At 55.2% G+C, this 19,567-nt stretch carries 30 protein-coding genes; all 30 read right to left on the reverse strand.

Going from position 1 to position 19,567, the window contains the following annotated elements:
- Positions 1 to 57: 57 nt before the first annotated feature.
- A complete protein-coding gene (locus tag Pan97_RS23230) occupies positions 58 to 789 on the reverse strand; it encodes a bL17 family ribosomal protein (protein ID WP_144976799.1) in 732 nt (243 codons plus the stop codon).
- Between the two features lie 115 nt (positions 790 to 904).
- Positions 905 to 1,900, reverse strand: a complete 996-nt coding sequence (locus tag Pan97_RS23235; RefSeq protein WP_144976801.1) for a DNA-directed RNA polymerase subunit alpha — start codon at positions 1,898 to 1,900, stop codon at positions 905 to 907.
- Between the two features lie 76 nt (positions 1,901 to 1,976).
- Positions 1,977 to 2,357 (reverse strand): 30S ribosomal protein S11, encoded by a 381-nt coding sequence (rpsK, locus tag Pan97_RS23240; RefSeq protein ID WP_144976803.1) that lies wholly within the window; start codon positions 2,355 to 2,357, stop codon positions 1,977 to 1,979.
- A gap of 122 nt (positions 2,358 to 2,479) precedes the next feature.
- The gene (gene rpsM / locus Pan97_RS23245) at positions 2,480 to 2,863 is read right to left on the reverse strand and encodes a 30S ribosomal protein S13 (protein WP_105351891.1); all 384 of its coding nucleotides are present in this window, start codon (positions 2,861 to 2,863) and stop codon (positions 2,480 to 2,482) included.
- A gap of 141 nt (positions 2,864 to 3,004) precedes the next feature.
- Positions 3,005 to 3,118, reverse strand: coding sequence for a 50S ribosomal protein L36 (rpmJ, locus tag Pan97_RS23250; RefSeq protein WP_105330843.1), 114 nt, complete (start codon positions 3,116 to 3,118; stop codon positions 3,005 to 3,007).
- A 190-nt stretch (positions 3,119 to 3,308) separates the two neighbouring features.
- The gene (locus Pan97_RS23255; protein WP_144976805.1) at positions 3,309 to 4,037 is read right to left on the reverse strand and encodes an NAD(P)-dependent oxidoreductase; all 729 of its coding nucleotides are present in this window, start codon (positions 4,035 to 4,037) and stop codon (positions 3,309 to 3,311) included.
- 9 nt (positions 4,038 to 4,046) lie between these two features.
- Positions 4,047 to 4,817 carry a type I methionyl aminopeptidase gene (gene map / locus Pan97_RS23260; protein ID WP_144976806.1) on the reverse strand — a complete coding sequence of 257 codons (771 nt, stop codon included), beginning with the start codon at positions 4,815 to 4,817 and terminating at the stop codon, positions 4,047 to 4,049.
- Positions 4,814 to 5,398, reverse strand: a complete 585-nt coding sequence (locus Pan97_RS23265; protein WP_144976807.1) for an adenylate kinase — start codon at positions 5,396 to 5,398, stop codon at positions 4,814 to 4,816. The genes map and Pan97_RS23265 overlap by 4 nt, the downstream gene beginning before the upstream one ends.
- Positions 5,399 to 5,525: 127 nt before the next feature.
- Positions 5,526 to 6,911 carry a preprotein translocase subunit SecY gene (gene secY, locus Pan97_RS23270; protein WP_144976808.1) on the reverse strand — a complete coding sequence of 462 codons (1,386 nt, stop codon included), beginning with the start codon at positions 6,909 to 6,911 and terminating at the stop codon, positions 5,526 to 5,528.
- Between the two features lie 245 nt (positions 6,912 to 7,156).
- On the reverse strand, positions 7,157 to 7,654 hold the full coding sequence (gene rplO, locus Pan97_RS23275; protein WP_144976809.1) for a 50S ribosomal protein L15: 498 nt from the start codon (positions 7,652 to 7,654) through the stop codon (positions 7,157 to 7,159).
- A complete protein-coding gene (gene rpsE / locus Pan97_RS23280) occupies positions 7,654 to 8,136 on the reverse strand; it encodes a 30S ribosomal protein S5 (RefSeq protein ID WP_105351903.1) in 483 nt (160 codons plus the stop codon). Before rpsE ends, rplO begins: the two co-directional genes overlap by 1 nt.
- 77 nt (positions 8,137 to 8,213) lie before the next feature.
- Positions 8,214 to 8,579, reverse strand: coding sequence for a 50S ribosomal protein L18 (rplR, locus tag Pan97_RS23285; protein WP_144976810.1), 366 nt, complete (start codon positions 8,577 to 8,579; stop codon positions 8,214 to 8,216).
- Between the two features lie 70 nt (positions 8,580 to 8,649).
- The gene (gene rplF / locus Pan97_RS23290; protein ID WP_144976811.1) at positions 8,650 to 9,195 is read right to left on the reverse strand and encodes a 50S ribosomal protein L6; all 546 of its coding nucleotides are present in this window, start codon (positions 9,193 to 9,195) and stop codon (positions 8,650 to 8,652) included.
- Between the two features lie 74 nt (positions 9,196 to 9,269).
- Entirely contained in the window at positions 9,270 to 9,665 is a 396-nt protein-coding gene (rpsH, locus tag Pan97_RS23295; protein WP_144976812.1) for a 30S ribosomal protein S8, read from the reverse strand.
- A 16-nt stretch (positions 9,666 to 9,681) separates the two neighbouring features.
- Positions 9,682 to 9,867 (reverse strand): type Z 30S ribosomal protein S14, encoded by a 186-nt coding sequence (locus Pan97_RS23300; RefSeq protein ID WP_105351913.1) that lies wholly within the window; start codon positions 9,865 to 9,867, stop codon positions 9,682 to 9,684.
- Between the two features lie 72 nt (positions 9,868 to 9,939).
- Positions 9,940 to 10,512 carry a 50S ribosomal protein L5 gene (gene rplE, locus Pan97_RS23305; protein ID WP_144976813.1) on the reverse strand — a complete coding sequence of 191 codons (573 nt, stop codon included), beginning with the start codon at positions 10,510 to 10,512 and terminating at the stop codon, positions 9,940 to 9,942.
- Between the two features lie 60 nt (positions 10,513 to 10,572).
- Complete coding sequence (gene rplX, locus Pan97_RS23310) at positions 10,573 to 10,908, reverse strand: 50S ribosomal protein L24 (RefSeq protein ID WP_144976814.1); 336 nt, start codon at positions 10,906 to 10,908, stop codon at positions 10,573 to 10,575.
- On the reverse strand, positions 10,908 to 11,276 hold the full coding sequence (rplN, locus tag Pan97_RS23315; protein ID WP_105351916.1) for a 50S ribosomal protein L14: 369 nt from the start codon (positions 11,274 to 11,276) through the stop codon (positions 10,908 to 10,910). Before rplN ends, rplX begins: the two co-directional genes overlap by 1 nt.
- Positions 11,277 to 11,338: 62 nt before the next feature.
- The gene (gene rpsQ / locus Pan97_RS23320; RefSeq protein WP_144976816.1) at positions 11,339 to 11,653 is read right to left on the reverse strand and encodes a 30S ribosomal protein S17; all 315 of its coding nucleotides are present in this window, start codon (positions 11,651 to 11,653) and stop codon (positions 11,339 to 11,341) included.
- 30 nt (positions 11,654 to 11,683) lie between these two features.
- Positions 11,684 to 11,887, reverse strand: coding sequence for a 50S ribosomal protein L29 (rpmC, locus tag Pan97_RS23325; RefSeq protein WP_144976818.1), 204 nt, complete (start codon positions 11,885 to 11,887; stop codon positions 11,684 to 11,686).
- A gap of 74 nt (positions 11,888 to 11,961) precedes the next feature.
- Positions 11,962 to 12,375 (reverse strand): 50S ribosomal protein L16, encoded by a 414-nt coding sequence (gene rplP / locus Pan97_RS23330; protein WP_261341384.1) that lies wholly within the window; start codon positions 12,373 to 12,375, stop codon positions 11,962 to 11,964.
- Positions 12,335 to 13,057 (reverse strand): 30S ribosomal protein S3, encoded by a 723-nt coding sequence (gene rpsC / locus Pan97_RS23335; protein WP_105351923.1) that lies wholly within the window; start codon positions 13,055 to 13,057, stop codon positions 12,335 to 12,337. Before rpsC ends, rplP begins: the two co-directional genes overlap by 41 nt.
- Before the next feature lie 42 nt (positions 13,058 to 13,099).
- A complete protein-coding gene (gene rplV / locus Pan97_RS23340) occupies positions 13,100 to 13,450 on the reverse strand; it encodes a 50S ribosomal protein L22 (RefSeq protein WP_105351925.1) in 351 nt (116 codons plus the stop codon).
- A gap of 86 nt (positions 13,451 to 13,536) precedes the next feature.
- Positions 13,537 to 13,809, reverse strand: coding sequence for a 30S ribosomal protein S19 (rpsS, locus tag Pan97_RS23345; protein WP_105351927.1), 273 nt, complete (start codon positions 13,807 to 13,809; stop codon positions 13,537 to 13,539).
- A gap of 60 nt (positions 13,810 to 13,869) precedes the next feature.
- Positions 13,870 to 14,730: a 50S ribosomal protein L2 gene (gene rplB / locus Pan97_RS23350; RefSeq protein ID WP_144976820.1), complete on the reverse strand. Its 861-nt coding sequence runs from the start codon at positions 14,728 to 14,730 to the stop codon at positions 13,870 to 13,872.
- Between the two features lie 55 nt (positions 14,731 to 14,785).
- Positions 14,786 to 15,112, reverse strand: a complete 327-nt coding sequence (rplW, locus tag Pan97_RS23355) for a 50S ribosomal protein L23 (protein WP_144976821.1) — start codon at positions 15,110 to 15,112, stop codon at positions 14,786 to 14,788.
- Between the two features lie 65 nt (positions 15,113 to 15,177).
- Positions 15,178 to 15,810 carry a 50S ribosomal protein L4 gene (rplD, locus tag Pan97_RS23360; RefSeq protein WP_144976823.1) on the reverse strand — a complete coding sequence of 211 codons (633 nt, stop codon included), beginning with the start codon at positions 15,808 to 15,810 and terminating at the stop codon, positions 15,178 to 15,180.
- A gap of 49 nt (positions 15,811 to 15,859) precedes the next feature.
- Positions 15,860 to 16,516, reverse strand: a complete 657-nt coding sequence (gene rplC, locus Pan97_RS23365) for a 50S ribosomal protein L3 (protein ID WP_241676451.1) — start codon at positions 16,514 to 16,516, stop codon at positions 15,860 to 15,862.
- Positions 16,517 to 16,662: 146 nt separating this feature from the next.
- Complete coding sequence (rpsJ, locus tag Pan97_RS23370; RefSeq protein ID WP_105351940.1) at positions 16,663 to 16,980, reverse strand: 30S ribosomal protein S10; 318 nt, start codon at positions 16,978 to 16,980, stop codon at positions 16,663 to 16,665.
- Positions 16,981 to 17,431: 451 nt separating this feature from the next.
- Positions 17,432 to 19,510, reverse strand: coding sequence for an elongation factor G (fusA, locus tag Pan97_RS23375; protein ID WP_144976827.1), 2,079 nt, complete (start codon positions 19,508 to 19,510; stop codon positions 17,432 to 17,434).
- Positions 19,511 to 19,567: the final 57 nt, after the last annotated feature.

The following is a 19,567-nucleotide window of genomic DNA, read 5'->3' on the forward strand; positions in this document are numbered from 1 at the left end:
ACTTGAGCGAGTATAGCGGTTTTAAAATTTTCAAGCGATCCGAATTACAAGAGGCGATTAGCCTTCCTGCTTTTCTTCGTTGTCACCCGCTTCCTCAACTGGAGCTTCAGGTGCTGCGGCTTCTTCTTCTGCCGGAGCTTCAGCGGCTGGTGCGGCTGCCGTTTCTTCGTCGCTGTCGAAAGCAGGACGTTCGGCTTCGGTCTTCACGCGGTCGCGATCGTTACCGACGAATTCGAGGATGGCTTGAATACCGGCATCACCCAGACGCGGCTTGGCCAGCTTCAGGATGCGGGTATAACCACCTTCGCGATCTTCAAAGCGAGGTGCGACTTCGTCGAACAGGATTTCGACGGCACGCTGGTTACCGAGCAAAGCCACCACGCGACGACGAGCAGCAACCGCAGGCGCCATGGCGGCGTTCCATTTTTGCCACTGTTCGCTTTCACGCCATTCTTTGTATTCCGGCGTGTTAGGCTTGGCCTTGGTCGCGAACTTTTCAGCTTCGCGAAGGTGCGGCAATGCCTTCTTGGCGACCGTGATACACTTCTCGACGTAAGGCCGCAGTTCCTTCGCCTTCTGCACGGTCGTGACAATGCGGCCCTTAACCTTGGGCGTGTTGTGCCCGGTCCCTGGAGTGTCGGCTGCCAGGTAGTCGCTGTAGAGGTAGTAGCTTTCGTTGACGTCATCAGGACGTTCGGTCAACAGCAAGCTGCTAGCCATGTTGCGGAACAGAGCCTTGCGGTGGCTCGCCGAGCGTCCGAGTCGTCGACCTTTTCGTAGGTGTCGCATGGTACTTCTTGAGTGTTGTCAGTGCCGTGTAAGGCAGATGTTCTTGATGTATCAGAACCCCTCACCCTGTCCCCTCAGGAGCGAGGGGACAAGATCTGTGACAGGCTGTGTTTCCTTAGTGCATCGGGCTCGCAGCTGGCGGCACTCGCATGCCGAGGTGCAAGTTGTATTCCTTCAGCTTTTCACGAACTTCGGTCAGGGTCGTTTCACCAAAGTTGCGGACTTCCATCAGCTGATCTTCGGTACGTCGAACCAGGTCGCGGACCGTGTGAATGTTTTCCGATTCGAGGCAGTTCGATGCACGAACCGAAAGGTGCAATTCAGCGAGGCTCATGTTGAGCTTGGCTTCCATCACCGGATCCAACCCGCTGGGGGTCGAACGGCTAGGCATATTGATCGTCGCCCCCAGTTCGTTGTACTGAACAAACGGATTGAGGTGCTTTCGCAAGATTTTGGCGGCTTCGACCAAAGCCATTTCTGGATGAGCCGAACCATCGGTCCAGATTTCCAGAATCAAGCGATCGTAGTTGGTCTTCTGACCAACGCGGGTTTCTTCCACCGTATAACGAACGCGAGTCACGGGGCTGAAGACGGCGTCGACAGGGATAATGCCGATTTCGTGTTCATTCGAGCTGTGCTCGGTCGATGGAACGTAGCTGCGACCCGACTCGACGACCATTTCCATCATGAATGGAATTTCGCCGGTGACGGTGCACAGGTGCAGATCCTTGTTAATGATCTCGACGTCCGCATCGCACTGAATGTCGGCACCGATGATCTCGCAAGGACCTTGCTTTTCGATCGTGATGACCTTCGTCATCTCTGAGTGCTTCTTAACGACAACCGATTTCACATTCAGGACGATGTCGGTCATGTCTTCGACAACGCCAGGAATGCTGGTGAATTCGTGCTGGGCACCACGGACTTTGATCTGCGTGACAGCCGCACCCTCGAGGCTCGAGAGCAGGATGCGTCGCATGCTGTTGCCAATGGTGGCACCGAAACCGCGTTCAAACGGTTCGGCAATGAACTTGCCGTAATTGGAGGTGAGGGTTTCGGCTTCGCAAGTGACCGCACTCGGCAATTCCAACCCACGCCATCGAATATGCATAGTTCGCTCCGTTTTGTGCTGCTATGTGTGTCTTATGACCGCCTGAAAACGTTGCCAGGAAAGAACCGTCGTGGTATTAGACGCGACGCTTCTTCGGGGGGCGGCAACCGTTGTGCGGAATAGGAGTGCAATCTTCGATCGACTTGACGGTCAGACCGGCCGCTGCCAAGGCGGTGATGGCGCTTTCGCGGCCACTGCCTGGTCCGTTGACCTTCACGTCTACTTCCTTCAAACCAAACTTCAACGCCTTTTCAGCGGCTTGCTGAGCTGCACACTGACCGGCAAACGGCGTGCTCTTACGGCTCCCCTTGAAGCCACAAGTTCCGGCGCTGGCCCAGCACAACGTGTCACCCTTGCTGTCGGTGATGGTCACCTGGGTGTTGTTGAAGGTTGCCTTGATATGGACAGTCCCTTGCTGGACGTTACGTCGTGTTTTTCGCTTTGCGACCTTGGCCACTTAACTATCTCCCACCACAACGGGCGTAGCGTTTCAAGCTGAATGATGATGTGTATGCAAATTGAGAAGTACGAAGCAGAAAATTGCCGCGTCGTACTTCGCAGTGATCGACAAGGATCTTATTAACGAAGATCCTTCACGCCCTTCTTACCAGCGACGGTCTTCTTCGGACCCTTACGGGTGCGGGCGTTGGTGCGGGTACGCTGGCCGCGAACCGGCAAACCACGACGATGTCGCAGACCGCGGTAGCAAACGATACGGTTGAGGCGTTGGATGTTTTGCGAAAGCTGACGACGAAGAGGACCTTCAACCGTGTATTCGCTTTCCAGCAGACCAGCCAAACGGCTCAATTCGTCTTCGTGAATCTCCGAAGCGGGTCGATCTTGATCGATACCCACCTTTACGCACAATTCACGAGCAACCGCAGGACCGACGCCGTACAAGTACGTCAGGCTGATCCAGGTCTTCTTATCGTTGGGAATGTCCACACCGAGCAAACGTGGCATGGTGATCTCCTAAGGCTGCCCTGTCGGGGCAAATGATTCCGAAAATGTTTTGTGCTATGGCTTTGCGAAGTGGTGCGATGTTTCGTTTTGCCCTCCCGGGCACCCTCAGATTTAGGGGAAACACCGTGGCAAGACGGAAAACTAGCCCTGTCGTTGCTTGTGACGGGCGTTTTCACAAATGACATAGACCCGGCCTCGACGGCGGACCACTTTGCATTTGTCGCAAATTCGCTTAACGCTGGCTCTTACCTTCATGACTCTCTACTTCCAAACCTTGGGCGTTGGGGAAGCGGGACAGTATACCCGACTTCCTTTTCCACTGGCAAGGGGCGCGACTATGAAAACTTCGGTTTTCGAAGGGTGAAATGGCACATTCCTATTGACCAGGGGAACTACCAACCCTTTCCCTCTGGGATTGGCACTTGCGGTGTAAGGTCATGCCCGGCTATTGAGCTTCACAGTTATAAATTACAGGCATTTGGCCAACCCACTTTCCCCATACTGCCCTGTCCATGATCAATTCCGCCATGAAATGAGCCACATTGATGCGACTGGTGGTTCCGGCGTTGAAAATGGGGTCCCTTGTCGGTGAGGGATGAAGCTCGTAGGGCGTGACCTCCGCTTGATCAACTAGGCTATCCGGCCTTACCACGACCCAACTAAGCGACGGACTATTTTTTCCGATTTCTTGGCGAAGCACGTCCGATGCTTGTTCGTTGTCGGCATGAGGTGGCACGGCAAAGCGTAATAGTCCCACAACGCATTGATTGGCAAACGTCGCCGGCTCGTCCAGGTCGCGATTCTGGTTGCCTGCGGTGTTCATCAGAACAAATCGGACGCGGTTTTCTGGCTTGGTCCGCTCGACTGCCTGGCAAAGTCGCCGGACGGTGTCGGTTACGAGCCTCCGTGGATGCCCGAAGATGCCTTGGAGCGTCAAGTTATGCCCCAGGCACGAGGCAACACTATCGCACCCCAAAACATGCTGCTGAAGCTCTTCGCTGGTGAGATCCGAGAGACTCGCTTCCGCGATCGTTATTCCAGGATGCCCCTTTACCGCTTCAGGTAAACGATCTCGTGATCGGACAATCACGCGTACATGCTGCCCACGGCTGAGCAACTGCTCGACCAAAAGCTTGCCGGTCGCCCCAGTCGCTCCTACCACGAGAACCGTCATCTGGCTGCCTTAATCCTCCCCCGTCAAAATTCGGACGCCTGAGGACGTCAGGGCAAGCGTATGCTCGAAGTGAGCCGTCAAGCTACGATCCTTGGTCGAAAGAGTCCAACCGTCCCCATGCAGATACAAATCCTCTCGTCCGACGGCCACCATGGGCTCGACAGCCAGGACCAAGCCAGGTCGAAGATCGAAGTCGCCTTTTTGCCGGAATTCGCGAGAATCGTAGTTTGGTACCTGGGGCTCTTCGTGCATCGTTGTGCCGATTCCATGTCCCACAAGTGTCGTAATTACCGAAAATCCGGCCGACTCGACCTCGTGTTGCATTTCCTTGGCCACCTGGCTCCAACGCTTTTTCACCGGTAGCAGTTCGATCGCGATCTGCAGAGCCCGCTCCGTCACCTCCATTAGCTTCTTGGCTTCGTCGCTGATCTCACCGACGGCATAGGTCCAGGCCGAATCACCGCACCAGCCTCCGATTTTGGCCCCTGTGTCGACGCTGACGATGTCTCCTTCCTTTAGGATCCGCTTGCCAGGGATTCCGTGAACCACCTCATCGTTGACCGAGATGCATGTGGCAGCAGGGAAGGGGACCTTGCCGGGAACTCCTTTGAACAGAGCGACAGCCCCTGCCTCGGCAAACAGGTCGTCGACGGCTTTGTCGAGTACGGCCGTGGTGATCCCAGGCTTGACCAGTTCGGCCACTTTTTGATGGGCTTGCCGAACGAGTTGTCCGGCAACATGCATTTTCTCGATCTCGCGTTTGGAGCGGAGCGTGATCATGCGTTCTTCTTTCGGTCCACTTCTTCCAGAACGGCTTTAATGCGGTCGAAGACTTCCTCGATTGTACCGATCCCATCGATGCGATAGAGCACCTTCTGTTCTTCGTAATACGCGATCAATGGAGAGGTCATATCGTCGTAAACCTTCATCCGATTACGAATCGTCTCTTCGTTATCGTCTCCGCGATCTTCCTTCTGAGCCCGGGCCATTAATCGGCTCAAGAGTTCATCTTGATCAACGGTAAGATTCAGAACGGCATCGACCGCTTCGTCATCGACAGCCAGGCCAAGATCAAGCGATGCGGCTTGTGGCAGGGTTCGTGGGAAGCCGTCCAGCAAATAGCCATTTCGACAATCAGGTTGTGTGAGGCGCTGGCGTACCAACTGGACGACGATTTCGTCCGCGGCAAGACGACCACCTTCCATTTGGGTGGCGACTTTCATGCCGAGTTCGGTCTTATTGCGGATCGCTTCCCGTAACATTTCCCCTGTTGAGATATGGGGAATGTTCAGGAATTCGACCAGCTTATGGGACTGAGTCCCTTTGCCGACACCAGGAGGTCCGAGAAAGATAATCCGCATGGCCAAACCGCAGCCTAGCTTGGGCGCGGATGACGTGGGACATCATCCACACCGAAGTCACAAAATCGAAGCCGCTTTCAAGTTGGGGTTGAGTGAAAGCGGGACGTGCCATCCTGGCGAGAAAGTGTTAGCCCTCGATGAGCCCCTTATAGTTACGCATCACCAAGTGACTATCGATCTTTTGCACCAGATCGAAGGCCACGCTCACGGCAATGAGCAAACCGGTACCACCGTAGAAGCTTGCTACCTGAGGCGAGACACCTAGTTCCGCGGAAACGAGCGTCGGAATGATGGCCACCAAGGCAAGGAAGCCTGCACCCACGTACGTGATGCGAACCATGACCTTTTCCAAGTATTCCTCCGTTCGTCGACCTGGGCGATAGCCGGGAATGAACGAACCAAAGTTCTTCAGGTTTTCCGAGACGTCTTTCGGGTTGAAGGTAATGGCCGTCCAGAAGTAGCAGAAGAAGTAGATCAAGGCGATATAACAAGCGATGTACAGAAAGCTTTGTCCACGGGCGAAAATATCGGCCAAGTTCGCCAGCGTTGCCGATTCGGTCCACCCGGCCAGAGCCTGGAAGATGAACTGCGGGAACAGCAGCAAGCTGCTGGCGAAAATGATCGGCATCACGCCGGCTTGGTTGATACGCAGTGGAAGGAATTGGCGGGTACCACCATAAACGCGGCGACCGCGAACGTGCTTGGCACTCTGCATCGGGATCTTGCGTTGACCCTGCATGATGAAGACCACGCCTGTGATCACCGCCACAAACAGGATCGCCAACACGACAATGGTTTCGATACCAAACTCCCCTCGCGTGAAGTTGGTCAACTCTGGCTTGGTGTTGTACAGCAGGTCGAGTAGTGCCCCTGGCATTGCCGCGAGAATACCAGCCATAATCAAAAGGCTGATCCCGTTACCAATGCCGAACTCGTCGATCTGCTCACCGAGCCACATCAAAAAGACGGTACCGCAGGTCATGATCGCCACGGCGACGATCGCCCAGCCCCAGTACAGGCTCTTATCGATATTCCCCGGTTCCGAGGATGTCCAGAAGGCCTGGTTGACGATGCTATCACCCCCTTCCCCCACAGCCGTCATCGACGCCAGGTAGAAGTAACTTTGGATGACACACAGCGCCACGGTCGCATACCGGGTGTATTCATTGATTTTCTTGCGTCCGGTTTCCCCTTCCTTCTGCAACTCTTCAAGCGGCTTCCAGACGGTGCCCAGGAGCTGGAAGATAATCGACGCCGAGATATAGGGCATGATGCCGAGGCCAAAGATCGTAATCTGGCTCAATGCACTCGCACTAAAAACGGAGACTTGTTGCAGCAGACCGGCAACGCCTTCGTTTCCTTGCGAGGCGAACATCTCTTGCAGCTTGAGTTGGTCGATCATCGGCAGTGGAATTTGCGAGCCGACACGAAAGACGGCCAATAAGCCGATCGTCAAAAGAATCTTCGTCCGTAGTTCGGGGATGGTGAAAAGGACGCGTACTTTTTCCAACATGACAATCTAACCCGATTTGGCTGGTTCTAATGAATGCCCCCAATGAGGCATAGCAATGAACGATGGTTTGCAGGGAGTGCGGATGAGTGAATTTACACCAAACCGCGTGTCTCAGACTAGACCACCCAAATGTGTCCTATCCGTAAATTCGAGCGTATTTCCGCATTCTTGCGGCTCGCCAATCACTGCTTGCGCAAAAAACATGCCCACGTAACAACGTGGGCATGTTTGGTGTTGTTTCTTAACTAGGCCTTAGCCCCTTTGGAGGCTTCCTTTTTTTCAGCCACCGTCGTGATGCGGACGACCGTGTTGCAGGTACCGCCAGCCTTTTCGATCTTTTCCTTCGCCGAGGCGCTGAAGCGGTGGGCTTCCACGGTCAGCTTCTTGGAAAGTTCACCGTCGCCGAGAATCTTAACTTCGTCGAAACGACGCTTGCAAAGACCCTTTTCACGGAGCGATTCCATCGTGACCGTATCGCCGTCGTTGAACAACTCGTTCAGGTCCTTGATGTTGACTGCAGCGACCGTCAAGGCCCAGCGGTTGTTGAAACCGCGCTTAGGGACGTGGCGAACGATCGGCGTTTGACCACCCTGGAAGGTCGGACGATTCGACCAACCAGCACGGCTGCGAGCCCCCTTGTGACCACGCTGCGATGTCTTGCCCCAACCACTACCGGTGCCACGACCGATGCGTTGGCGACGCTTATTCTTGTGAACGCCTTGGTTGATATCGTGCAAACTCATTAGACAGCAACTCCTCGCAGGCGTTGAATTTCTTCCTTGGTTCGCAGCTGTTCCAGGGCGTTCAAAGTGGCTTTCACCAGGACGACTGGATTGGTCGAACCAAAGCTCTTGGTCAAAACGTCGTGGATCCCTGCGGCTTCACAGACGGCACGAACCGAAGCACCAGCGATAATACCGGTACCAGGGTGAGCCGGAAGCATGACCACGCGGCCAGCACCAAAGGTACCGATCACCTTGTGTGGGATCGAGCCTTCCACGATCGGAACTTCGAGCATCTTGCGTTCGGCTTGCTTGACGGCCTTTTGGACGCTCGGCGGAACTTCGTTGGCTTTGCCATAGCCCCAGCCGACCTTGCTCTTGCCGTCACCAATGACGACCATCGCCGCGAAGCTGAAACGACGACCACCCTTGACCACGGCGGCACAACGCTTGATCTTCACGACCTTTTCGACGAATCCGCCTTTGCCAGAATCTTTCGCCACGGTATTGGCTCTCCCGTTTGGATGTTGCTGATCTCTGGACCAGCTTTTCCCAACGCTTTGAATGACTTAGTTATCTACTAGAAGTCCAATCCACCTTCGCGGGCGGCCGTTGCCAACGCGGCGACACGACCGTTGTAGCGAAAGTGACCACGATCGAAGCAAACCTGCTTCAGCCCGGCAGCCAGTGCCTTCTCGGCGATGGCCTTACCGATCTTCGCGGCGGCTTCACAGTTGCCAGCGGTACCATCCGCACGCAGATCTTTGTCGCGGGAAGAGGCCGACACCAAGGTGCGACCTGCTTCGTCATCGATGATCTGGCAGTAGATGTTGTTGTTACTACGGTAAATCGTCAGCCGAGGACGTTCGGCGTTGCCACGAGCCTTTCGACGGACGTGATTGCTCCGACGTTTCCGCTGCTTGGCAATGAATTTTTGCTTGTTCACGACTCAACTAGCCTCGTAGGTGCCGCGGTAACAGCCGCGACACGATGACTTCAATTAACTTGATTACCGATTACTTACCAGCGGCCTTACCAGGCTTCAGCTTAACGCGTTCGCCCTGGTAGCGAACACCCTTGCCCTTGTAAGGCTCAGGCTTACGGCTGGCACGCACTTCGGCGGCAAACTGACCGACGCGCTGCTTGTCGATACCCTTGACCAGGATGTGCGTTTGGTCGGGGCAGGTGACGGTGAGGTCCTTGGGAATCTTCTTGTGGATTTCGTTGGCGAAACCGACGCGAAGTTGGAGAACGTCACCGGCGATTGCAGCCAGGTAACCCACACCCACCACTTCCAGTCGCTTCTCGTAACCCTTTTCTACCCCTTCGACCATGTTGGCGATCAAAGCGCGAGTCAGACCGTGCATGGCCTTACCGGTCCGGGTATCTTCCTTACGTGATACGATGACTTCCTTTTCGCCTTCACCCAGTTCGACGGTGATGACAGGATTCGCCGTGTAAGAGAGCTTACCCAGTGGGCCTTCGATGTTTACGGTTTGACCGTCGATCGACACCTTGACCTTATCGGGCAAGGCGACGGGTTTTCTACCTAGTCGGGACATTTTCTTAACCTATCTTAGGCAATGGGTCTCTACGAAGGAGACTGTCCTGGTGGATGGGGTTTTACGCGTCTGGATTACCAGACTTCGCACAATACTTCGCCGCCAATCTTCTTCTGGCGAGCTTCACGATCACTGATCACACCGCTGGAGGTGCTGATCACGGTGATACCCATGCCGTTGAGAATCGGACGGAGCTCGGTCGACTTGGAATAAATACGACGACCAGGCTTACTGACGCGCTTGATATGCTGAATTACGCGTTCCCCGCTGGGGCCGTACTTCAGTTCCAAGCGAATCTGCTTCACCGGATGGTCCTCGGTTTCTACCCAGTCCCAGATGTAGCCTTCACGCTTCAGCACGTCGGCCAAACCGCGTTTGACCTTGGACGTGGGCATTTCAACGTGTGGGTGCTCGACGCGAACCGCATTGCGAATACGGGTCAACATGTCGGCGATAGGGTCGGTCATCATAATACTTCGGGTCCCCTTACCAACTCGCCTTGCGTAAACCTGGAATCAGCCCTCGATCCGCCAAGTTGCGAATACAAATACGGCAGACACCAAACTTTCGATACACGGCACGTGGACGGCCGCACATGGTGCAGCGACGTTCACGCCGAGACGAAAACTTCGGCTCGCGATTGGCCTTGGCGATTTTTGACTTGCTTGCCACGAGGATTTCCTACCTGGAAAACGAATCGACTGAGTAAACGTTCTGTATACGGTCCGGTCTAAGCACTACGACTTAGGCGGTCTTCTTCTTTTTGGGTTCTTCTCGCTGGAACGGCATGCCCAACAAAGCGAGCAGTTCGCGAGCTTCGTCATCGGTTGCCCCGGTGGTGACGAAGGTGATGTCCATCCCCTGCTGACGGGTGTACTTGTCCGGATTCAATTCCGGAAACACCATCTGCTCGGTGAGGCCCATCGTGTAATTGCCGTTGCCGTCGAAGCTCTTGGGGTTCACACCACGAAAGTCGCGAACCTGTGGAAGAGCCAACGAAACCAAGCGGTCCAGGAACTCGTACATGCGTTGACGGCGAAGGGTGACCTTCACGCCGATTGGCATACCTTCACGCAGCTTAAATGCCGCAACGCTCTTGCGAGCACGGCAGATCATTGGTCGCTGGCCGGTGAATTCGGTCATCGCTTCAGCAGCTTCGTCGACATGTTTCTTTTCGGTAACGGCCGTGCCGACACCCATATTGACGACGATCTTCCGCAGACGCGGCAGGTTCATCGGGTTCTTGCGCCCCAACTTTTCTGCCAGTGCGGGAAGCACTTCGTTTTCGTATTGTTCTTGAAGTCGTGGTTTGCTCATGGCTTATCTCGAACGATTACCGGCTCACGCCTTTTGATTTGGGTCTGCGCTGGGCAGTAGTTATTTGGCCGGACTCAGCTGGCCGATTTCGGCACTGCACGACTTGCAGTAGCGAACCTTGCTGCCGTCCTCTTTGATCTTGGCACCCGTCTTGGTGCGTTGTTTGCATTCAGTGCAAACCAGCATGACGTTGGAAATGTCGATGGGCATTTCCTTCGACAGCTTACCCCCCTTGGGGTTACGTTGGCTTGGCTTGACGTGCTTGTAAACCTTTGCCGCACCTTCCACGAGGATCTTGCCCTTTTCCGGGTAGACCTTCAGGACCTTGCCACGAAGTTCGCTAGCCGCATCGGCGCCGGTGATGATTTCGACGGTGTCGTCAACTTTGATATGCATTAAACCACCTCACTGGCCAAACTGACGATCTTCATGAACTTGCGATCACGCAGCTCACGAGCGACCGCACCGAAAATACGCGTGCCACGCGGATTATTGTCTTTGTCAATCAGCACGACCGCGTTGCGATCGAACCGGATGTAGCTTCCGTCCGGACGACGAGTCGGCTTCTTGCAGCGAACGATCACAGCTCGCACAACGGCCTTCTTCTTTACGTCCGCACCCGCCACAACTTCCTTCACCGAGCAGATAATCACGTCGCCCAGGCCAGCGGTTCGCTTACGCGTACCACCGAGAACCTTGATGCACATGACTTCCTTCGCTCCGGTGTTGTCGGCGACGGCCAGTCTTGTTTCTTGTTGAATCATCGCTTTTTAAATCCAACCCTATGCCGCAGCTCTTAGTGAAGCCTTGGCGGTGTACGGGAGCTTTAGCTATCTTCTTGTTCTTGCAGGTGAGCGGCTTGTTCACGAGCAGCCTTCAGAGCGGCCACGTCAACTTCCGTGCTCTTCTCCACGATCCGAACCAATTCCCAGCGCTTTGTCTTGCTGCGTGGGCGGCTCTCGATGATCTCGACACGATCGCCCAGACCCGACTCGTTGTTTTCGTCATGCACATGGCAAACCATGCGACGCGAGTAGTACTTGCCGTACAGCGGATGACGGATACGACGGGCGATTTCAACGCGTCGCGTCTTGTCTTGCTTGTCGCCCGTCACTCGACCGACCAATACTTTCTTGGGCATTGCCGAATCTCTCTTTAAACTTCGCTTGAATTAGGTACTGGCCGCGGCGGCTGCTCGCTCGGCTTGAATCGTTTTAATCCGAGCCACCAACTTGCGATTCTTCGCTAATTCGCTGGGGGCGTCCAAACGTTCGGTCTGGGACTGAACTCGCAAACGGAACAAAGTATCCATGGCGTTCTTCAGGTTCGCCTGAAGCTGATCGTCGCTCAGTTCTCGCAATTCGCTTGCTTTCATTGCCTTATCGCCTAATCACGTTTCGCTTGCGGTTTACTCGCCGCCGACCATCATGGGCCACGTCCCCCGCGGGACTAGGCCTCGGTTGTTTCCAGTTCCGGGCGACGACGCACGAAGCGGCATCGAACCGGCATCTTATGAGCCAAACGAGCGAAACAAATTTTCGCTTGTTGCTCGGTGACACCCTTCAGCTCGTACATTACCGTACCAGGCTTCACGGTGGCGACCCAACGGTCAGGCTCACCTTTACCCTTACCCATACGAGTCTCCAACGGACGAGCCGTTACGGACTTGTGGGGGAAGATCCGGATGTACAACTTACCGATACCACGGACGTACTGCTGAGCAGCGATACGACCCGCTTCGATCGTTTGAGCGGTAATGTGACCCGCTTGTGTGGATTGAAGTCCGTAATCACCAAGGACGACGGTATTGCCACGAGTGGCATTACCTTTTATACGTCTTCTTTGGCTTTTTCGGTGCTTCACTCGTCGAGGCATCATAGCCATCGGAGTCGTCCCCTTCGTAAAAACCGTTATTGATCCAGACCTGAACCCCGATATGTCCCTGCGGCGTACGAGCTTCGGTGAAGCCGTAATCGATCTTGGCCCGCAGGGTGCTCAACGGAATCGATCCTTCAATTTGCTTTTCGCGGCGAGCCATTTCCGCACCGCCAAGACGACCGGCCATTTGGATTTTGATGCCACGGGCACCGGCCTCCATAGTGCTTTCGATCGCACGCTTCATCGTGCGGCGGAAGCTGGCACGCTTGGCCAACTGGTCGGCGATGTCCTCGGCAACCAACTGGGCTCGCAGTTCCGGACGACCGACTTCTTCAATCTTCAGATTGATGCGACGGCCAACCAGGTTTTGCAATTCTTCCTGCAGCTTTTCGACTTCCTGACCCTTCTGACCGATGATCAGACCTGGTCGGGCAACGAACAGCGTCACGCGAACTTCGTCGCGGGTCCGTTCGATTTCGACTTTGTCGATGCCTGCATTACGATACTTTTGGCGAATACGCTGATCAGGGTGCTTCAGAATGAAGTCCCGGATCTTTTTGTCTTCCAGTAGCAGGCCTGGAAAATCACGCTTCGATGCAAACCACTTGCTCTTCCAGCCGACCATGACGCCGGTACGAAACGCAACTGGATTAACTTTTTGTCCCATGCTTGTCTCTCGACTCGAAGACGGGGCAACCAATGGGTTACCTTAGCCTTGGAGTTCCTCCAGGGTGACGTGAATGTGACAGGTCCGCTTCAAAATCGGGAACGCGCTTCCACGAGCTCGGGGGCGGAATCGCTTAATGATCGGGCCACCATCAACGCGAGCCTCGCGAACAAACAAAGCGTGCTGGTTCGCAGCGCGGCCCTCGTTCTGTTCCGAATCTTGCGAGTTGCCGATGGCACTCTTGATGACTTCTTCCAGCAGACGGGCACCACGCTGCGGTTGGTATCGCAGAATGTCGAGTGCCTCGTCGGCCAGCTTGCCACGCACCAAATCGGCTAGCGGGCGCACCTTTCGCGGGCTGATGCGTGCCAGTCGGTGGGTCGCTTTGAACATGGTTGATCAACTCCTCGAACCACGAGCGTCGGGCAGGGCCCTTCTTTGCCGTGGGCAGCCAAGCTGCGTTTGCCAATCGGTATGCGTTATTTCTTCTTCTTATCAGCGCCGTGACCACGGAAGGTTCGCGTCGGCGCGAATTCACCGAGCTTGTGCCCGATCATGTCTTCGGTGACATAAACCTTCAGGTGGGCCTTGCCGTTGTGAACCATGAACGTGTGACCGATGAACTCGGGAATGATCGTGCAAGATCGTGCCCAAGTCTTGATTGGGTCCTTGGTGCCAGCTTCTTCTTGCTTGGCAACCTTTTCATAAACGTTCGGGTCGACGTACGGCCCTTTTTTTAGGGATCGGCTCATCTTTGAAAACCTTTAGGGTCGCGGCTTGGCGGCCTAACTTTCCGTGTGCTGTGGGGGCTTTTACTTCAACAACTTCAGTAGACCGTAACGACGCGAACGGCGGCGGCGAACGATCGAGCGATTGGAAGCCTTCTTGCGGTGACGCGTTGCTCCACCCTTGGTTGGCTTACCTTGCGGCGTAACCGGATGGCGACCACCCTTAGTACGGCCTTCACCACCACCGTGCGGGTGATCGATCGGGTTCATCGCAGTACCACGAACGTGAGGACGGCGACCCAACCAACGCTTACGACCCGCCTTACCGAGCGAAACCTTTTCGTGATCTGGGTTGCTGACGCGACCAATGGTCGCACGACAACGGCTCGAAACACGACGAATTTCGCCACTTGGGAGCGAAAGCTGAGCCCAATCGGCTTCACAGGCCATCAACGTAGCCGAGCTACCAGCCGAGCGGCACATGGCACCACCACGACCAGGCGTCATCTCGACGTTATGAACGGTTGTCCCGGCAGGAATATTCTTCAGCGGCAGGCAGTTACCGACGGTCGGCGATGCTTCGCTACCGCTTTGAACCTTGTCGCCGGCCTTCAATCCATCGGGAGCCAGGATGTATCGCTTCTCGCCATCAACGTAGTTCAACAGGGCGATACGAGCACTGCGGTTCGGATCGTACTGCACCGAAGCGACCACTGCAGGCACGCCATCTTTGGCTCGACGGAAATCGATCACGCGGTAACGACGCTTATGGCCACCGCCACGGTGACGGGTCGTGATCTTACCTTGGTTATTACGACCGCCAGTTTTGGTCAACTTCCGGAGAAGTGCCTTTTCCGGCTTCGCACCCTTGGTCAACTCCTTGAAGTCGCTGACCGAGGCGTTACGACGCCCAGCGGAGGTCGGCTTGTATTTTCGGATACCCATGGTTCGTCTCGTAGTTTATTACGGGTCGCTGTCTGATTCGGAGGACCGGTGTCGATTAATAGAAGTCGATCTTTTGATCATCGGCCAACGTAACGATGGCCTTCTTCCAGTTACGGGTCGTTCCGTTGCGAAAACGATAACGGCGGGCTTTACCCTTCCGTGTCTGCGTCTTCACGCTGGCGACTTTGACGTCGAATAACTCTTCAACCGCACGACGGACATCCAACTTGGTGGCAGCCGGAGCGATCTCGAATGTGTATTGATTCAAGTCTTCCGAAACCTGAACACCCTTTTCGGTAACCAGCGGACGCAGAATCACCTGGTGGGAATCAAGCGTTCGCGTTGGGATGTCTTCGCTCGGTTTGTAGTAAGGCCGTGCCATGTTGGCACCTCTGTCACTATGTCAGGTTGAATTGATTTACTTTTAAGCCAATCGATCGAAAGCGTTTACTCGCTCTTGCCGCCATTACGCAGCGAATCAAGGGCAGCCTTCGTAATGACCAACTTCCGCGGACGCAAAACCAAATAGGCGTTCAACTCAGCAACAGGACTAACCGAGACACCTTCAATGTTTCGTGCACTGCGGTAGAAGACTGGATCGTGCTTTTCCAACGCGATCGCAACCTTTTGACCGTAAATGCCCAGGGCCTTCAAGGCACCTGCGACACTCTTGGTCTTGATTTCGTCTTGAGCCAAGTCATCGACAACGACCACTTGCTCGCCCTGAATCTTGCTGGCGATCGCCATGCGGGTCGCGATCTTCAAGGCTTTCTTATTCAGCCGGTACGAATAATCGCGAGGGCGAATGGCGAAGATGTGACCACCACCCCGGCGAACACCACTACGCTTGGAACCAGCACGTGCGTTACCGGTACCCTTCTGGCGGTACATTTTCTTCGTCGAACCAGCCACTTCGGCGCGAGTCTTCGTACGGTGCGTGCCCTGGCGAAGATTCGCCTGGTACATCACAACGGCGTCGTGCATCAACTGCTTGTTGATCGACGGAGCGATTTCAGCCGGATCAAGCTCGTACTTGCCGACTTCCTTTCCGCTCTTGTCAAAAATAGGCAAACTGACCATGGAACTATTCTTTCACGCGTTGACGCGACTTAATGACTCAAGGACGCCGTTAGCGGACCATATTTGTTTCACGAACGATCACGTATCCGCCGTTGGGCCCTGGCACGGCACCATTAAGCAGGATCACGCCGTTTTCTTCGTCGACCTTGACCACCTTCAAGTTGCGAGTGGTGACCTTGGCGTTTCCGTACTGGCCGCTCATCTTCAGGCCCTTGAACGTACGGCTTGGATAGGCACTGCAACCAGTACCACCCGTGTGACGGTGAACCTTCTTCACGCCGTGGGTAGCACGCTGACCGGCAAAGTTATGTCGCTTCATCACACCGGCGTAGCCACGACCGCGGCTAGTGGCGATGACATCAACCCGGGCTGCTTCAGCGAGAACGCCGATGCTGATCTCTTGACCAACTTCAGCACCTTCGATCGAACCACGAAGTTCACGAACGAAACGCTTAGGTTCGCAACCGGCTTTCGCGGAAGCTTCAGCTCCAGCGGCGGCCAGCTTCTTCGATCGCTTGCTTGAGAGGGGAGCAACGTGACCACGTTCGCTACGAATCGCTAGGCGGCGAGGCTTGTCGTCGTAACCGAGCTGGATTGCCTCGTAGCCATCGCGCTCCAAGGTTCGCACCTGAAGCACGTGACAGGGACCTGCTTGTACAACCGTAACCGGGATAACTTCGCCAGACTCTGTGTAGATCTGGGTCATCCCAACCTTACGGCCGAGTATGCCTTTTGCCATGATTCGTCGCCTTGTAGTCCGTTGCTCGCTTCGATGGATTAGCCAAGTCGGCCAATTACCACCCGAAGCTTCCAGCCATCCAAAGACTCTTTAAAACGAGCTAAGTGGTTAAACTATCGGGTTGTTGCCTTGATCTTGATATCAACACCAGCTGGCAAGTTCAGCTTGTTGAGCGATTCGATCGTCTTGGCGGTAGCCTGGACGATATCGATCAGACGCTTGTGCGTCCGAACCTCAAACTGCTGGCGAGCCTTCTTGTCGATATGCGGGCCCGAGAGAACGGTGTAACGCTCAATACGGGTCGGCAACGGAATGGGGCCGTGCACTTCCGAATGGGTCCGCTTCGCCGTATCGACGATGTCGAGAGCACTCTGATCCAAGATCGAGTGATCGTAAGCTTCCATCCGAATGCGAATAATTTCTTTCGCCACGTGCCTGATCCCTATGAACTGCTTCCCGGTAACCCGGGGTTGTAATTTCTTTTCGCTCCCTGGTCGCTCTTTGAGCTGTGCGGGAAACAGATGATATTAAAAATCCCAGGCAACTTCGTCAATGGGCTCGGGTTGGGATTTCGAACCTTTTTCGAATGGTTGTCTCAAACGAAACGAAAACCGCTATTTTCAGGCGGAAAACGCCTCTTTTTACGGGTCGTCCCGAAGGACGATACGTGGAACAACTTGTCGGATTCTTAATCCTCTTGGCTCAATTTCTGAGCCTCGTGAATTGTTTTTGCCATAAATGACGGTGCAATCCACGGAAGCCAGCGTTACCTGAGCGGCAACATCGGCAATCCAGTCTGCTGCGTTCCAACTGACAATTGGGCCCGGAAGTGGCAGGAATTCGCGGCAAACAACCCGACCCAGCCAGCTTAGACCTTGCAAATCACATAAATTGCTTAATTAGCTCGGGCGGGGCAGGGGCGTATTTGAGCGGCTCCATGCTGCTCGAAGCTCGGCCTTGGCTGAGACTTCGCATCGCGCTGGAATAGCCGAACAGCTCGGCCAGCGGGGCATGTGCCTCGATAATCGCGTCACCTGAGCGATTCTCGGTCTTGGCGATCTCCCCGCGCCGCTTCATGATGTCGCCGACGAAATCCCCCATGTAATCCTCTGGAGTCGTGATCGTCAGCTTCATGATCGGCTCGAGCAACGTCGGAACGGCGGCCTCCAGCCCTTTCTCGAACGCGTCGCCGGCGGCAATCGCAAAGGCTGTTTCGGTCGAGCCTACCTCGGCGGCCTCCGCATCGAGAACCGTAATTTTGATGTCCGCTAATGGGAACCCACCAATGATGCCGCCACCGACGGCTCGACTATGCAGTTCCTCCACAGCCGCTTCCACCAAGTGATACGGCACTCGCTCTGGCGGGACCCTGGTAATGACCGTGACCGGCTGCTGTTGATTCGGCGCGTGCTCGACCTGAATCGTCACCTTCGCGAACAACTGTTGCCCCTGAATAATACGATGACATTCGCCCGTCACCTTGGCCGACTTGCCAATTGTTTCACGGTAGCTAACCCGCGGCTTATGCACCTTGACGTTCAGCTTGAAATCACGCAGCAGACGATGGCGAATCACCTCCAGATGCAGTTCCCCCATCCCGCTGATGATCGTCTGCCCGGTGTCCTTGTTCTCGTCCGCGGCAAACGTTGGATCCTGACGACGCATCATCGCCAAGGTCTCGGAAAGCTTGTCGCGATCGGCCGACGACTCAGGCTCAATCGCCATGCCGATCACCGTCTCGGGGAACTTGATCGACTCGAGCAGAATAGGGCTACGCGTATCGCAAAGCGTATCGCCGGTGACCGAGTGACGCAGACCGATGATACCGACGATATCCCCAGTGCCGACATGGTCGACCTGCTCTTTTTTGGATGCTTGAATATGCCATAGCTGGGCACAGTTTTCTTTCACGTCGCGACCTGGATTCAACAAGCGCGAGTTCGGCTTCAATTCGCCGGAGTACACACGCACCCAAGTCATATCGCCGTGCTTCGCAGGTAGCACCTTGAAGACGAGCCCGCAAAACGGCTCTTTCGGGTCAGGCTCACGCTTTTCGGCCTGATTTTTCTTCGCCGGATTGGTACCGACAACGGCGGGAACGTCCTTGGGACTCGGCAAATAATAGGTTACTGCGTCCAGGATCGGTTGCACGCCGATGCCATCCAATGCCGAACCGCACATCACCGGCTGCAGCTGGCGGGCGAGCGTTCCTTGCCTCAGCACCTGGCGAATCAGATCGGCAGGAATCGGCTCTTCCGAGAGACTTAACTCCATCAACTCGTTGCTGAGGTCGTACAGCTTCTCGAGCAAGTTATCTCGCCACTGCTGAGCCTTTTCGAGGTAGTCTTCCGGGATGTCAAGCACATCCACCGTTCGATCCTGATCTCCTTCGCCAAAATGAAGCATCTTCATTTCGATCAGATCGATCACACCCCGAAACGCATCAGCAACATGCGGCGGACCAGCACCAACCGGAATCTGGATGGGAACCGGATTCGCCTTGAGCCGCTTTTCAATCTCTTGCAGCACTGAATAGAAATCGGCCCCTTCTCGGTCCATCTTGTTGATAAACGCGACACGCGGAACCTTGTACCGATCTGCCTGCCGCCAGACAGTTTCACTTTGGGCTTCCACCCCTTCTCGAGCACTAAAGACAACCACGCCCCCGTCCAGCACGCGGAGGCAGCGTTCCACCTCGGCCGTAAAGTCGACGTGACCAGGCGTATCAATCAAGTTGACCGTATAGCCCTTCCAGCCAAATGTCACACACGCTGAGTAGATCGTGATGCCGCGCTCGGCTTCTTCCGGGTCAAAGTCTGTCTGCGTGGTCCCCTTGTCGACCTCGCCGACCTTGTGCGAAGTACCACTGTAATAGAGCATCCGCTCGGTCACCGTCGTCTTGCCGGCGTCGATGTGGGCGATCACCCCAATATTGCGAATGTCTTCAAGTTTACGATCCATGACTCTGATGCCAGCCGCTTTCGACTGGACCTTTCTTGCTTCTCGGTGAACGGCAAA

The sequence above is a fragment of the Bremerella volcania genome (assembly GCF_007748115.1).
Classification (GTDB): Bacteria; Planctomycetota; Planctomycetia; order Pirellulales; family Pirellulaceae; genus Bremerella; species Bremerella volcania.